Genomic DNA, 13,370 nt, shown 5'->3' with positions numbered 1-13,370 from the left:
GGGTGGTCGGGTGTGCGTGCGGTCAGGCGCGGGCCGGCAGGGCCCGACGGGCGATCAGGTAGAGCTCGCAGCCCAGGCAGAAGCCGGTGGCCGCGTTGAGCAGGGCCGCGACCAGCGCGAAGCCGGTGGCGACGGCGCCGAGCGCCGGGGCGCCCAGCAGGTATCCGGCCGCCCCCACGACGGCGAACAGCAGGCCGACGAGCTGGGCGAACCGCGGCGGGGCCTCCGGTTCCCGCTCCCGCACCGGGGCCAGCCGGGGCGCGACGAGGGTGCGGAAGAGCAGGCCGTAGGGCGAGCGCCGAAGCCCGGCGAGCGCCCCCACGGCGAAGACCGCCGCCTGGGCGGCGACCAGCCAGCCGCTATCGGTGAGCAGCGCGACGGCCAGCACGACGGAGGTGACCGCCGCGGCGAACCGCGGGGCGCGCACGTCGATGAGCTGTGGTGCGGTCATGGAGGGGGACCTTCGAAGACGGCGGGCAGGGCACGTCTGGTCGGTCGGGCGCCGACCTCAGCAGGTCGGACACAGGCAGCTGCCGACGCGGCACAGGTCCACTGTGCGGCGCGAGGTCAGCAGGATGCCCACGGCGCGAGGGTAGCTGATCACCGGGACGCCCCGACGTGGGCGTCCACGAGGGCGGTCAGCTCGTCGGCCCGCGGGGCGCCGCTGCTGCGGCCGACGACGGCCCCGGACCGGTCGAGGAAGAACAGCGTGGGCGTGCGGCGGACGTCGAGCTCGCGCACCTCGTCGAGGTGGCTCTCGGCGTCGACCTGGACGACGGCGAGCCCGGGGCGGGAGGTCTGCAGCTGGGCCAGCCGGGCCTTGGCCGCGCGGCACGGCCCGCAGAAGGCGGTGGAGAACTGCACGACGGTGAGGTCGGCGTCGCCCGGCCGCGCGCCGAGCCGCTCGAGCACCGCGGTGGTCGCGTCCACGTCGGTTCCTCCCGTCGCCGGGGACCGCAGCGCGCCGTCGCGGGTGCGCAGCCACCACGCCGCGACGGCGGCGACGGCCAGCGCCGCGACGAGGACGGCGATCCCGATCGGGTCCATGCCCGGCGCAACGGCACCGGACGAGCGGGCTATTCCGCCCGGAGCACCGCGTCGGACGCCTCCACCCGCACGTCGACGCCGTCCTCGCCCGGCCGGACCGAGGTCAGCTGCAGCCCGAACGGCAGCTCGGGGATCGGGTAGCGGAGGTCGAGCAGGTCGCTCACCTGGCCCACCAGGAAGCCGGGGAGGTCGACGCCGGCGCCGGTGGCCTGCTCCACGTCGACGACGAGCGCGTTCCCGTCCAGGCTCACCGTGCCCGCGGCGGTCAGCGGGACCGACCGGCCGAGCACCTCGACGGTCTTGGTGATCCGCAGGCCCTCGCCCTCTCGGGTCAGCGTGGTGTCGCCGCCCAGCTGCGCCGAGAGCAGGTCGTAGGAGAGCGTCGCGGTGCCGTCGATCCGGTCCACCGGGACCTCGCTCACCGATCCGGACAGCGCGGCGGAGAGCGGTACCTGCACGCCGCGCAGCGCGACGTCGGCGCTCGTGCCGGCCGGCTGCCCGAGCTGGTCGGCGTCCAGCGAGATGCGCACGTCGTCGTAGCGGCCGGCGACCGCCTGGGTGAGGAACGGGAAGCCGGTGATGTCGACGTCCGGCGTGCCGGCCAGCCCGCCCTTGTCGGCCAGCTCCTCGGCGACCCGGTCCTCGACCAGGCCGACGGCGACGCGGTCGGCGACCAGCAGCAGCCCCAGCAGGACCGCGACGACGACGAGGAGCACCTTCACAGCAGCGACTGCAGGGCGACGGCGACCGGGGCGCAGGCGGCCAGCGGCAGCGCGACCTGGATCAGCGGCAGGGACCAGGCCGCGGCGCCGCCGTGCTCGTCACCGGCCGGGGCGGCGCCCGCGTCGTCGGCGGCGGCCGGTGGCGCCGCCGTCGCCGTCGCCGTCGCCTCGACGACGAGGAAGCTGGCGACCAGGGCGCTCAGCGCGGCCACCCCGCCGATCGCCGTCCCGTGCACCAGGGCGCCCACCCCGTCGAGCACGTCGACCAGCCGCGCGGCCCCGACGGCGACCACCGCGCCGGCGACCACCGCCAGCACCATCCCGACCAGGCCGCGGGGCACGTCGGCGGCCAGCTGCGGCCGGGGCAGGAGCAGATCCACGACGTGGCCGACGACCAGCGCGGCGCCGACGGCCAGCAGGGCGACCAGCGCCCGGTCGGCGCCGGACCCGGTGCGCTCCAGGAGCAGCAGCCCGCCCAGCGCGGCCACCGCGACCAGCATCATGGCGCCGCCGGCGAGCGAGGCGACCAGCTCGGTACGCGGGCGGCGGAGCATCTGCTGCAGCACCAGGGCCAGGAAGCCCACGCCGAAGACGGCCAGGAGCTCCCCCAGCTCCGGCCGCTCGGGCAGCACCAGCGCCAGGTCCGCCGCGACCGCGGCGCCCGCCCCCACCGCCAGCGATCCGGCGAAGCCCTGCAGCCCGGTGACCAGCACCCAGGAGAGGACGAGGCCCAGCTGGAGGACCAGCACGACGGCCAGCCGGCCGGTCTGCCCCAGCAGCTCCGGAAGGCCCACGAGCAGGGCGACGGCCACGGCAGCCACCGCCGCTGCGGGCAGGTGGTGCTCCCGCGCCGACGGTCGGGCGGGCAGCGCGGCGGAGCTCACGGGTCGATGGTGGCAGACGCCCAGCGCCCGATCCGCTCGACGAGCGGAGCCGACGCGCTGCTCTCGGCGTGTCCGAACCCCGGGACGACCCACGCGGTCGCCGTCGGGCCTGCCGCCCGCACCAGCGCGCGGAAGTGCTCGAGCGGGAAGTACTCGTCGCGGTCGCCGTGCACGAGCAGCAGCGGGGTCGGGGCGATCGCGCTCACCACCTCCAGCGGCGCGGTGGGCGGGACCAGCCAGGGCGGGTCGAGGCGCAGGCCCAGCGCCCGCGCCGCGACCCGGCGCCCGGCCGGCACCTCCAGGAGCCAGTGCACCCGCCGCATCGGCGCGGTGTCGCGGACGTACCAGCGGCTGACCGCGCTGACGCTCACCACCGCGTCGGGCCGGTGCCGGCCCAGCGCCGCCTGCCGCAGCGCCACGCCGCCGCCCATGGACAGGCCCAGCGTCACGACGGCGGCCGCGCCGTCTGCCCGGGCGGCACCGACGGCGGCGTCGAGGTCGCCCATCTCCGGGTCGCCGCCGGCCGACGACCGGCCGCCGGACCGGCCGTGCCCGCGGAAGTCGACCGCGCGCACCTCGCCGAACCGGCGCAGCCACCCGGCCATCCGCACGAACGGCGGGTAGCCGACGGAGTTGGTGAAGCCGTGGCCGACCACGAACGTCAGGGGCCGGGCGGCCGGCGGCCGCGGCCCGGGCGGCAGAGCCGGCACGACCACGCCGGACAGCGTCGTGCCGTCGTCGGCCCGGACCGTGACCGGTCTCGCCCCGGCGAGGGACAGCCGGAGGTCGGGCACGTCGGCTATCCTGCCCTCTCACCTCGACAGCGGCGTCGACGGCATCCGCGGCCCCCGGGGCGTGGAAGACCTCGAGGAGACGACATGCGACTCGTGCTCATGACCTCCGCCCGCCAGGCCACGACCGAGGTGCTCCCGGCGCTCGGGCTGCTCGCCCACCAGGTGCGCGTGGTCGCCCCCGAGCTGTCGAGCCTGCTGGACGGCGACTCCGGCGACGTGGTCCTGGTCGACGCCCGGCACGACCTCATCCAGGCCCGCACCCTCTGCGGCCTGCTCTCCTCCACCGGCGTGGCCGCCGCGCTGGTCGCCGTCCTGTCCGAGGGCGGGCTGGTCGCGCTGTCGGCCGACTGGGGCGTCGACGACGTCCTGCTCGACACCGCCGGCCCCGCCGAGGTCGACGCCCGGCTCAAGTGGGCGACCGCCCGCCGGCTGGCCGCCTCGACGCCGGCCGACGGCGGCGACGGCGGCGTCACCCAGGCCGGCGAGCTGGTCATCGACGAGCACAGCTACTCGGCCAAGCTCCGCGGCCGGCCGCTCGACCTCACCTACAAGGAGTTCGAGCTCCTCAAGTACCTCGCGCAGCACCCCGGCCGGGTCTTCTCCCGCGCCCAGCTGCTGCAGGAGATCTGGGGCTACGACTACTTCGGCGGCACCCGCACGGTCGACGTCCACGTCCGGCGGCTGCGGGCCAAGCTCGGCACCGAGCACGAGGCGCTCATCGGCACCGTGCGCAACGTCGGCTACAAGCTCGACCAGCAGGTCGCCGACGCGACGGCGAAGGCCGCCCAGGCGGAGGCCGACGCCGAGCTGGTCTGATGACCCGGTGAGCCGCGTCGACGTCCCCGAGGTCCCCGTCCCCGAGGTGCTCGCCCTGCTGGACGCCGCCGCGGCGGCCGATGGCGTGCAGCCGCTGTCGGAGGACGCCCGGCTGCGGCTGCAGCACGGCGCCCCCGGCGGGCACGACCTGCTCGTCCGCGCCGGCGACGTGCTCGCGGGGTACGCCCGTCTCGACGACGGGTCCGCCGAGCTCGTGGTGCACCCGGACCGGCGCCGCCGCGGGTACGGCACCGCCCTGCTGCGGCAGCTGCTGGACCTGGCCGGCGACCGGCCGCTGGCGGTGTGGGCGCACGGGGACCTGCCCGGCTCCGCCGAGCTGGCGCGGCCGCACGGCTTCCAGCGCGCCCGCGTGCTGCTGCAGATGCGCATGCCGCTGGACGCCGTCGACCCCGACCCCCGCCCCGAGCTCCCCGCCGACGTGCGGGTGCTGCCGTTCCGGCCCGGCCGGGACGAGGACGCCTGGCTGCGGGTGAACGCGCGGGCGTTCGACTGGCACCCGGAGCAGGGGCGGATGACCCGGGCCGACCTGGAGCTGCGCGAGGCCGAGCCGTGGTTCGACCCCGCCGGTTTCCTGATGGCCTGGCGGGGCGACCCCGACGACGGCGTCCTGCTCGGCTCGCACTGGACCAAGGTGCACCCCGCCGGCGACGCCGGGCCCGAGCCGGTGGGCGAGGTGTACGTCCTCGGCGTCGACCCGGACGCGCAGGGCATGCGCCTGGGCCGCGCGCTCACCGATCTCGGCCTGGCGCACCTGCGCGGCCGGGGGCTGGGCGAGGTGCTGCTCTACGTCGAGGAGGACAACGCGGCGGCGGTGCGGCTGTACGAGGGACGTGGTTTCCACCGGTCCGCCGTCGACGTGCAGTGGCGGCACGACCCCGCCTGAAGGCTCGTTCACCTGCGCTTTGTGATCCGTCGCACGCGCCGTCGGAGATCGCTCCGCGGCCGTTCACCCGCCGTTCACCCGTGCTCGGGAAACCGGCCACTTCGGCTCCCTAGCGTGCCTTCTCGCAGGTCACACAACGCTGCCCGGAAACGGTCCGGGCCGATGTCGAGAGGCACTGAGTTGAAGCTCAGCAGCAAGTCCCGCGCGACCGCCCTGGCGATGGCGCTCTCCGGCTCCCTGGCGCTGGCCGCCTGCGGCGCGTCCAACGAGTCCGACTCCGGCAGCGGGGGTGGCGGCGAGGACACCGCGCAGCTCAGCGGTGAGCTCGTCGGCGCCGGGTCGAGCGCCCAGCAGGCCGCCATGGAGGCCTGGCAGGCGGGCTTCCAGGGCGACTACCCGGACGTGCAGTTCAGCTACGACCCCTCGGGCTCCGGCGCGGGTCGCGACGCCTTCACCGGCGGTTCCACCGACTTCGCCGGCTCGGACGCCGCGCTGGACGACGAGGAGCTCGCGGCCGCCCAGGAGCGCTGCGGGGGTGGCGAGATCTTCGAGCTGCCCAACTACATCTCGCCGATCGCGGTGGTCTACAACCTCGAGGGCGTCGAGGACCTGAACCTGTCGGCCGCGACCCTGGCCGGCATCTTCAGCGGCGCCATCACCAACTGGAACGACCCGGCCATCGCCGCGGACAACCCGGACGCCACCCTGCCCGACCAGGCGATCACCGCCGTGCACCGCGCCGACGACTCGGGCACCACGGAGAACTTCACCGACTACCTGTTCCAGGCCGCCGGCGACGTGTGGACCAGCGAGCCCGACGGCGAGTGGCCGCTGCAGGGTGGCGAGGCCGCCAACCAGACCTCCGGCATGGTCGACCTGGTCGGCCAGGTCACCGGCGCCATCGGCTACGCCGACGCCAGCCGGGCAGGCGAGCTGGGCGTGGCCAACATCGGGGTCGGTGACGAGTTCGTCGCCCCCACGCCCGAGGCCGCCGCGGCGGTCGTGGAGAACAGCCCGGCCGTCGAGGGCCGCGGCGAGTACGACTTCGCCATCGAGGTCAACCGGCTCACCGAGGGCTCGGGCGAGTACCCGATCGTGCTGGTCAGCTACCACATCGGCTGCGTCGAGTACGACGAGCAGGCGACCGCTGACAACGTCAAGGCCTTCATGGAGTACGTGATCAGCGAGGACGGGCAGCAGGCGTCGGCCGAGAACGCCGGCAGCGCCCCGATCTCGGACTCGCTGCGCGAGCAGGCGCAGTCCGCGGTCGACGCCATCACGGCGGCCAGCTGATCGCGAGGCCCGATCACGGCGCGGCGGCCCGTGGTGTCCGACCGGACACCACGGGCCGCCGTGGCGCGTGACGGCACCGGCCCTCCCCGGCCACGATCCTCCTGCACGATGAGACGCACCGACCCGACGGAGAAGAGCTCCCGGTGACCACCACCACCGCACCCCCCGGCCCCCCGCGGCCCAAGCGGCGCGCGGGCGACCGCGTCTTCGCCGGCACCGCCAAGGGCTCCGGCATCTTCATCCTGGCCGTCCTGGCCGGGGTGGCCGTCTTCCTCATCAGCGAGGCCGTCCCGGCGCTCACCGCGCCCTCGGAGGACGTCGCCGGCGGAGAGGGCTTCGGGCACTACGTCTGGCCGCTGGTCGTCGGCACGCTGCTGGGTGCGGTGCTCGCCCTGGTGGTCGCGACACCGCTGGCGGTGGGCATCGCCCTGTACATCACCTACTACGCGCCGCGGCGGATCGCCGCCGGCATGGGTTACGTGATCGACCTGCTGGCCGCCATCCCCAGCGTCGTCTACGGCTTCTGGGGCGTGGCCGTCCTCGCGCCGACCCTGGTGCCCTTCCACGAGTGGGCGGCCGACAACCTCGGCTGGATCCCGCTGTTCGCCGGCCCCGCCTCCACCAGCGGTCGCACGATGCTCACCGTCGGCGTCGTGCTCGCCGTCATGATCCTGCCGATCATCTCGGCCATCTCCCGCGAGGTCTTCAGCCAGGCGCCGGCGCTGCACCGCGAGGCCGCCCTCGCCCTGGGCGCCACCCGGTGGGAGATGATCAAGATGGCGGTGCTGCCCTACGGCCGGTCCGGGGTCATCGCCGGCGCCATGCTCGGCCTGGGCCGCGCGCTGGGCGAGACGATGGCCGTCGCCATCGTGCTCTCCGGCGGCGCCGGCGCCACGCTGAACCTGATCAGCAGCTCCAACCCCTCGACCATCGCGTCGAACATCGCGCTGAGCTTCGCCGAGGCCTCGGGCCTCGAGGTCAACACCCTGATCGCCACCGGCCTGGTGCTGTTCGTGATCACGCTGGCGGTCAACATGCTCGCCCGCTGGATCGTCAACCGCCGCGCCGACTTCTCCGGAGCGAACTGATGAGCACCGACACCCGGACCGCGCTCCCGACGCCGACGCCCGACGCCGGGTCGCTCCACGGCGAGCGGCGGCTCTCCCGCGCCGTGCTGGCCGGCATCTACCTGGCCGGCGTCGCTCTCGGTGCCGCGCTCTCGGCGCTCACCGGCTTCAGCGTCACCTCCACCGTCGTCTACGGCGTGGTCCTGGGGACGCTGGCCCTCTACGTCGCCTGCCGAGCCGTCGAGGGTCGCCGCAAGGCGGCCGACCGGCTGGTCACGGCGCTGGTCACCACGGCCTTCGCGATCGCGATGATCCCGCTGGTGTCGCTGGTCTACACGGTGCTCGACAAGGGCCTGGCCCGGCTCGACGGCGACTTCTTCAACCAGTCGATGTTCCGGGTGGTCGGCGAGGGCGGCGGCGCCTACCACGCGATCCTGGGCACGCTGATCATCACGGCGCTGGCGACGGTGATCTCCGTGCCGATCGGCCTGATGACCGCCATCTACCTGGTCGAGTACGCCACCGGCCGGCTCAAGAAGGCGATCACCTTCTTCGTCGACGTCATGACCGGCATCCCGTCCATCGTGGCCGGGCTCTTCGCCTTCGCCCTCTTCACCCTGTTCTTCGGCAACTCGGTGCGGCTCGGCGTCATGGGCGCCGTCGCACTGTCGGTGCTGATGATCCCGGTGGTGGTCCGCTCCTGCGAGGAGGTGCTCAAGCTCGTGCCCAACGAGCTGCGCGAGGCCTCGTACGCGCTGGGCGTGCCGAAGTGGCGGACGGTCGTCAAGGTCGTGCTCCCCACCGCCGTCGCGGGTCTCGGCACCGGCGTCACGCTGGCCGTCGCCCGCGTCGTCGGCGAGACCGCGCCGCTGCTGGTGACCGTCGGCCTGATCACCGGGACCAACCTCAACCCGTTCGACGGCCGCATGGCGACGCTGCCGGTGTTCGCCTTCTACCAGCTCACCCAGCCGGGCACGGACACGCAGGCCTACCTCGACCGCGCCTGGACGGCAGCCCTCCTGCTCATCATCCTGGTCATGGCGCTCAACGTCGTCGCCCGCCTGATCAGCCGCTTCTTCGCCCCCAAGACCGGTCGCTGACCGGACCGACACGGAAGGCACGTACGTGGCCAAGCGCATCGAGGTCTCCGACCTCAACATCTACTACGGCAACTTCCTCGCCGTGGAGGGCGTCAACGTCTCCATCGAGCCGCGCAGCATCACCGCGCTGATCGGCCCCTCCGGCTGCGGGAAGTCGACGTTCCTCCGGTCGCTCAACCGGATGCACGAGGTGCTGCCCGGCGCCCGTGTCGAGGGCAAGGTCGTCATGGACGGCCAGGACCTCTACGCCGCCGACGTCGACCCGGTGAACGTCCGCCGGCAGATCGGCATGGTCTTCCAGCGGCCGAACCCGTTCCCGACGATGTCCATCTACGACAACGTCATCGCCGGCAACCGGCTCAACAACAACAAGATGAAGAAGTCCGAGGCCGACGACCTGGTCGAGAAGTCGCTGCGCGGCGCCAACCTCTGGAACGAGGTCAAGGACCGCCTCGACCGGCCTGGCTCCGGGCTGTCCGGCGGCCAGCAGCAGCGGCTGTGCATCGCCCGCGCCATCGCGGTCGAGCCCGACGTGCTGCTCATGGACGAGCCGTGCTCGGCCCTGGACCCGATCTCCACGCTGGCCATCGAGGACCTGATGACCGAGCTCAAGGAGCGCTTCACGATCGTGATCGTCACCCACAACATGCAGCAGGCCGCCCGGGTGAGCGAGTCCACCGGCTTCTTCAACCTCAACGGTGTCGGGCAGCCGGGCCGGCTGATCGAGTTCAACCCGACCGAGAAGATCTTCAGCAACCCCGACGAGAAGGCGACCGAGGACTACATCTCGGGTCGCTTCGGGTGACAGCGGGCCCTATCCGCAGCTGACCGCGGCCGCCTCGGGTTCCGGGGCGGCCGTCGTCGTCTCCGCGGCCGGCGGCGCCTCCTCCACCAGCGTCACCGGGACGACGCCGGAGTAGCCGGGGCCGATCACCAGCTGCACCGTCCCGCCGATCGCGTCGCTGGGCTGCAGCTGCGCGCCCGGCACCGCGGCCGCGACCGTGGCGGCCGGCCCTTCGAGACCCGGCCCGTACCGCACGACCGATCCGCTGACCGAGCCCTGCTCGTTGCCCACCGCCCCGACGACGAAGCCCTGGGCGCGCAGCTCGTCGGCCACCGTGCCGGCCAGGCCCGTCGTCCCCGTGCCGTTGAGGACGTCGAGGAAGACCTGCTGCGGGGCCACCGTCGGCCCGCCCGCCGGCTCCACGGCCGCGACGTCCCCGCCGGTGGCCTCGCCCGCGTCGGGCGCAGCGGGGGCGGGCTCCTCCTGGAGGAGGAACTCCTCGGGCACCCGCGCGCCGTCGATGACCGCGTCGAAGAGCGCCCGGGTGCCGGCCCCGTCCAGCAGCACGTAGGCCTGGTCGCTGCCGGCCGGGACGTAGCCGACCTGGGACACCGGCAGCGCGGCCCGCTGGACCGCGTCGCCGGACACGTTGCCGAGCGAGCCGGCCAGGGAGCGCAGGTTGCCCAGCGTCGTCTGCTCGTCGACGGTCAGGGCGTCCGACGCCGCGGACAGGAACCGGGTCAGCGCGAGCGGGTTGAGCAGCACGTCGGTGGACATCGCCGAGCGCAGCGTGGAGGTGAGCAGCCGCTGGGCACGCTCGGCGACGGCGGTCCCGGTCACGTCGGCCCCGGAGTCACCCGGTTCGAGGTAGCCCGACGCCGCGTCGCCGGAGAGCGTGGACGCACCGGCCGGCGGCGGTGCCGCCGCGGCCGACGCGGCCGCCGACGGGATGATGCAGACGTCCACGCCACCGAGCGCGTCCACCATGCCGGGCAGGTCGGCGAGGTCGACCTGGAGGTAGTGGTCGACGCGCAGACCCGAGAGCTGCTGCACCGCGCGCACCAGGCAGGCGGGGCTGCCGTCGAGCAGCGCGTCGGCGAACGCCTCGGTACTCGGCTCGCGCAGCGCGCCGTCGTCGTCCCGGCACTGCGGCGTGTCCACCATCGCGGTGGGCGGGACGGCGACCAGGACCGCGCGGTCGCCGTCGCCCGACACCGTGGCCAGCAGGGTGGCGACCGAGGCGACGCCGTCCTGACCGGGCACGCCGGTGCCCACGACGAGGTAGGTGTCCGACGCCTCCTGCAGCTGGGCGGCGATGACCTCCGGCCCGTCGGTGGCCAGCGCGTCGACCCGGCCGATTCTCTGGTCGACGTAGAAGTAGAGGCCCAGGTGGTACAGCAGGACGACGCCGACGACGACCGCCAGGGCGACCGCGGCCCGCACCAGCCGGCGGCGGCCGGGGCTGAGCGGCTCGCGCGGCGGCGCGGTGCGCCCGGACCGCCGGTTCGGCGGGGGCGGGGGCACCGTGCCGGGGAGCGGCGGGACGGGACCGCTGCGCCGCGTGGACGGCGGCGGAGGTGGCGGCGGGGGTGGTGGTGCGCCCTGCCGGGTCGCCCCGCCGGGCACCGGCGGGAGCCCGGACCGGGCGGCCGGCGGCGGGGTGGTCGCGCTGGGCACGGGGGGCAGACCGTTGCGCACGCCGGGCGGCGGCGCGGCGGGCGCCGACGGCTGCTCGGCACCGCGACGGGCGGCGCGGCGTCGGCCGACGGTGCCGTCCTGCCGGGCGAGCAGCTGCTCGACGGTCAGCGGCTCGGCCGCGCTGCGCTCGCCGCGCCGGGGACCGCCGGGCGTGCCGCGGCTGCCCGCGTCATCGCCCGTCGGCTGATCCCCCACCGGTGTCGACACCCTCTGCTTCGTCGTCCCTGCGCCGCGCGCCGCGGCCGGAGGTCCCCACGATACGGCCGGACGGGCGGAGGGTCCGCCGACGCGCGGGCGCCGGTCCGCACGCCGGGCAACCTGATCGTGTGCCACCGACATGTGAGCGGTCCGCTCCCGCCGTAGCGTGCGAACGATGAGGCTGCCCTCGGTTCCCGGTCCCTCCGACGTCCTGGCCGCGGTCGGGGGTCTCCGCGACGGCGTGGGCGACGCGCTCGCGCTGGTCCCGCAGGTGGCTTCCGTCGTCGGCCGCGTCGAGCAGCTCGTGGACCGGATCGCGGCGGTCCTGGACCGCGTCGAGGGGATCGCCGACCGCGCGGACGCCGCCATCGGGGCCGTCGCCGGCACGCAGGCCAAGGCCGACGACGCCATCGAAGCGGTCGGGCGGACCCAGGCCAAGGCCGACGACGCCATCGAAGCGGTCGGCCGCACCCAGGCCAAGGCCGACGACGCCATCGAGGCCGTCGGCCGCACCCAGGCCAAGGCCGACGACGCCATCGAGGCCGTCGGCCGCACCCAGGCCAAGGCCGACGACGCCATCGAAGCGGTCGGCCGCACCCAGGCCAAGGCCGACGACGCCATCGAAGCGGTCGGCCGCACCCAGGCCAAGGCCGACGAGGCGATCGGCAAGGTCGACGGGACGACCGAGCGCGCGGGGGCGGTTCTCGGGACCACCGAGGGGCTGGTCGGGCGGACCTCGACGATCCTGGACGACTACGAGCCGGCGCTCACCGCGCTGGGCCCGGCGGTCCGGCGGCTCGCCGCGACGTTCTCGCCGGCGGAGGTCGAAGCGCTCGTGACGCTGATCGACCGGATGCCGCAGCTGGTGATCCACCTCGACGAGGACATCCTGCCGGTGCTGGAGGGCCTCGGGGACGTGGGCACCGACGTGCACGACCTGCTGGACACGGTGCAGGACCTGCGGCAGGTGGTGAAGGGCTTCCCGGGGTCCAAGCTGTTCCGCCGCCGGGGGGCGGAGGAGATCGCCAGCGAGGACGCCCGGGAAGCCGCTACCGAGCAGGACTAGACGTCGCTGGCGCCGGCCCCCGGGCCGGTCTCGGTCGGGTAGCCCAGCGCGCGGGCGACGTCGCCGATCCGCTCGAACGTCTCCCCCTCCGGCAGCCGCTCGAGCTCGGCGACCACGGCCTCCGGCGCGCGGTTGTCCCGCGCCTCCTCCACCAGGTGGTCGCGGCTGCCGGGGAAGGACGCCCGGTTCAGCCACCGGGCGATCTCCGCGCGGGCGACGACGGCGTCCTCGGTCATGCCGACCGGCACGCCGCCGACGAGCGTGCCGGTCGGGTCGGCCGTGAGGTCCGGCTCGCCCTCGGCGACGGGTTCGACCTCGCGCCACTCCTCGGCGCGGGTCGCGCGCTCGGCCTTGAGCATCCCCTGGATCTCGTGCTCCAGCTCCTCGTCGACCCGCGGGCTGTGCTTGGTGCTGCGTGCGGACGTGCCGGCGAACTCGCCTCCGGACTCGGTCACGGTGCCTCCTCAGGCGTTCGGGGCCCCCGCGCGGGGGCCCGGTGCGGTCAGTCCTTGTCGAGCGCCGAGGGCTTGTGCACCGCGGTGCGGCCGCTCTTGTCGCTCTTCACCTCGTACTGCGGGTCGTCCTCGCTGGCCCGCACCGTGCGACCGGAGGCCTCCGTGTCCGAGGTGATCTTCCGCTCGACGGTGCCTTCGGTGGTGCTCCCGTGGCTCTTCCAGGTGACGTGGTCGCCCTTGTGCAGGTCGTCGGCCATCGCGCGCTCCCGTCGTCGGATCGGAACTGCCCCTGCCCTGCCCCCGCCGGGTCGGCGGCACACATGCGGAACAGGAACTCCTCGATCACCCGTTCGGGAACCGGTCTCACCCGTGCGGGCACTGGCGCACGCCGAGATGTCACGTAGCGTGGTGATCAACGGGGATCCCCCGGCATCCGCGCCGCTGGCGCCGCTCCGACGACCACGGAGCGTGAGCTGGTCCCGTTCCGGAGCGCCGGCCCGGTCGACCCCATTCCCCCGGGGACGGCCGGGTCGGCCCCCGTT

Annotated in this window: 15 protein-coding genes; 7 read left to right on the top strand and 8 right to left on the bottom strand. The window is 74.7% G+C overall.

What is annotated here, in order from left to right:
- Window positions 1–22: 22 nt before the first annotated feature.
- The 5 genes from DQ241_RS03010 to DQ241_RS02990 all read right to left on the bottom strand — a co-directional run bounded on the left by DQ241_RS03010 (window position 23) and on the right by DQ241_RS02990 (window position 3,447).
- The gene (locus tag DQ241_RS03010) at window positions 23–451 is read right to left on the bottom strand and encodes a DUF4395 domain-containing protein (protein ID WP_113828634.1); all 429 of its coding nucleotides are present in this window, start codon (window positions 449–451) and stop codon (window positions 23–25) included.
- A 149-nt stretch (window positions 452–600) separates the two neighbouring features.
- On the bottom strand, window positions 601–1,047 hold the full coding sequence (locus tag DQ241_RS03005; RefSeq protein ID WP_113828633.1) for a thioredoxin family protein: 447 nt from the start codon (window positions 1,045–1,047) through the stop codon (window positions 601–603).
- 29 nt (window positions 1,048–1,076) lie between these two features.
- Window positions 1,077–1,769: a DUF2993 domain-containing protein gene (locus DQ241_RS03000; RefSeq protein ID WP_113828632.1), complete on the bottom strand. Its 693-nt coding sequence runs from the start codon at window positions 1,767–1,769 to the stop codon at window positions 1,077–1,079.
- The gene (locus DQ241_RS02995) at window positions 1,766–2,653 is read right to left on the bottom strand and encodes a hypothetical protein (protein ID WP_113828631.1); all 888 of its coding nucleotides are present in this window, start codon (window positions 2,651–2,653) and stop codon (window positions 1,766–1,768) included. Before DQ241_RS02995 ends, DQ241_RS03000 begins: the two co-directional genes overlap by 4 nt.
- Window positions 2,650–3,447 carry an alpha/beta hydrolase gene (locus tag DQ241_RS02990; protein WP_199584017.1) on the bottom strand — a complete coding sequence of 266 codons (798 nt, stop codon included), beginning with the start codon at window positions 3,445–3,447 and terminating at the stop codon, window positions 2,650–2,652. Before DQ241_RS02990 ends, DQ241_RS02995 begins: the two co-directional genes overlap by 4 nt.
- Before the next feature lie 84 nt (window positions 3,448–3,531).
- On the opposite strand from DQ241_RS02990, the gene DQ241_RS02985 reads away from it, so the two are divergent.
- The 6 genes from DQ241_RS02985 (at window position 3,532) to pstB (ending at window position 9,432) form a co-directional block, all read left to right on the top strand.
- Window positions 3,532–4,263 carry a response regulator transcription factor gene (locus DQ241_RS02985; RefSeq protein ID WP_113828630.1) on the top strand — a complete coding sequence of 244 codons (732 nt, stop codon included), beginning with the start codon at window positions 3,532–3,534 and terminating at the stop codon, window positions 4,261–4,263.
- A gap of 7 nt (window positions 4,264–4,270) precedes the next feature.
- Entirely contained in the window at window positions 4,271–5,167 is an 897-nt protein-coding gene (gene mshD, locus DQ241_RS02980) for a mycothiol synthase (RefSeq protein WP_113828629.1), read from the top strand.
- A gap of 162 nt (window positions 5,168–5,329) precedes the next feature.
- A complete protein-coding gene (gene pstS, locus DQ241_RS02975; RefSeq protein WP_113828628.1) occupies window positions 5,330–6,460 on the top strand; it encodes a phosphate ABC transporter substrate-binding protein PstS in 1,131 nt (376 codons plus the stop codon).
- Between the two features lie 143 nt (window positions 6,461–6,603).
- On the top strand, window positions 6,604–7,548 hold the full coding sequence (pstC, locus tag DQ241_RS02970) for a phosphate ABC transporter permease subunit PstC (RefSeq protein WP_113828627.1): 945 nt from the start codon (window positions 6,604–6,606) through the stop codon (window positions 7,546–7,548).
- The gene (gene pstA, locus DQ241_RS02965) at window positions 7,548–8,627 is read left to right on the top strand and encodes a phosphate ABC transporter permease PstA (protein WP_113828626.1); all 1,080 of its coding nucleotides are present in this window, start codon (window positions 7,548–7,550) and stop codon (window positions 8,625–8,627) included. The genes pstC and pstA overlap by 1 nt, the downstream gene beginning before the upstream one ends.
- 25 nt (window positions 8,628–8,652) lie before the next feature.
- Complete coding sequence (pstB, locus tag DQ241_RS02960) at window positions 8,653–9,432, top strand: phosphate ABC transporter ATP-binding protein PstB (protein WP_113828625.1); 780 nt, start codon at window positions 8,653–8,655, stop codon at window positions 9,430–9,432.
- 9 nt (window positions 9,433–9,441) lie between these two features.
- Here pstB and DQ241_RS02955 read toward each other — a convergent pair whose 3' ends face one another.
- The gene (locus DQ241_RS02955) at window positions 9,442–11,304 is read right to left on the bottom strand and encodes an LCP family protein (protein WP_113828624.1); all 1,863 of its coding nucleotides are present in this window, start codon (window positions 11,302–11,304) and stop codon (window positions 9,442–9,444) included.
- A 178-nt stretch (window positions 11,305–11,482) separates the two neighbouring features.
- Here DQ241_RS02955 and DQ241_RS02950 point away from each other — a divergent pair, with 178 nt between their 5' ends.
- Window positions 11,483–12,373, top strand: coding sequence for a hypothetical protein (locus tag DQ241_RS02950; RefSeq protein ID WP_113828623.1), 891 nt, complete (start codon window positions 11,483–11,485; stop codon window positions 12,371–12,373).
- Here DQ241_RS02950 and DQ241_RS02945 read toward each other — a convergent pair.
- Both DQ241_RS02945 and DQ241_RS02940 read right to left on the bottom strand, forming a co-directional pair.
- Window positions 12,370–12,828: a DUF2795 domain-containing protein gene (locus DQ241_RS02945; protein ID WP_113828622.1), complete on the bottom strand. Its 459-nt coding sequence runs from the start codon at window positions 12,826–12,828 to the stop codon at window positions 12,370–12,372. The genes DQ241_RS02950 and DQ241_RS02945 overlap by 4 nt on opposite strands.
- A 47-nt stretch (window positions 12,829–12,875) precedes the next feature.
- On the bottom strand, window positions 12,876–13,085 hold the full coding sequence (locus DQ241_RS02940; RefSeq protein ID WP_113828621.1) for a DUF2945 domain-containing protein: 210 nt from the start codon (window positions 13,083–13,085) through the stop codon (window positions 12,876–12,878).
- Window positions 13,086–13,370: the final 285 nt, after the last annotated feature.

It is taken from the genome of Blastococcus sp. TF02A-30, from assembly GCF_003319185.1.
Taxonomy (GTDB): domain Bacteria; phylum Actinomycetota; class Actinomycetes; order Mycobacteriales; family Geodermatophilaceae; genus Blastococcus.
The sequence above is the reverse complement of the archived record's forward strand: the minus strand, read 5'-3'. Positions and strand labels throughout refer to the sequence as shown.

What these genes read in the sequence shown, in the direction of transcription:
- DQ241_RS03010 (WP_113828634.1), bottom strand. Translation starts at nt 451, where the DNA reads ATGACCGCACCACAGCTCATCGACGTGCGCGCCCCGCGGTTCGCCGCG.
- DQ241_RS03005 (WP_113828633.1), bottom strand. Translation starts at nt 1,047, where the DNA reads ATGGACCCGATCGGGATCGCCGTCCTCGTCGCGGCGCTGGCCGTCGCC.
- DQ241_RS02985 (WP_113828630.1), top strand. Translation starts at nt 3,532, where the DNA reads ATGCGACTCGTGCTCATGACCTCCGCCCGCCAGGCCACGACCGAGGTG.
- pstS (WP_113828628.1), top strand. Translation starts at nt 5,330, where the DNA reads ATGTCGAGAGGCACTGAGTTGAAGCTCAGCAGCAAGTCCCGCGCGACC.
- pstA (WP_113828626.1), top strand. Translation starts at nt 7,548, where the DNA reads ATGAGCACCGACACCCGGACCGCGCTCCCGACGCCGACGCCCGACGCC.
- DQ241_RS02950 (WP_113828623.1), top strand. Translation starts at nt 11,483, where the DNA reads ATGAGGCTGCCCTCGGTTCCCGGTCCCTCCGACGTCCTGGCCGCGGTC.
- DQ241_RS02940 (WP_113828621.1), bottom strand. Translation starts at nt 13,085, where the DNA reads ATGGCCGACGACCTGCACAAGGGCGACCACGTCACCTGGAAGAGCCAC.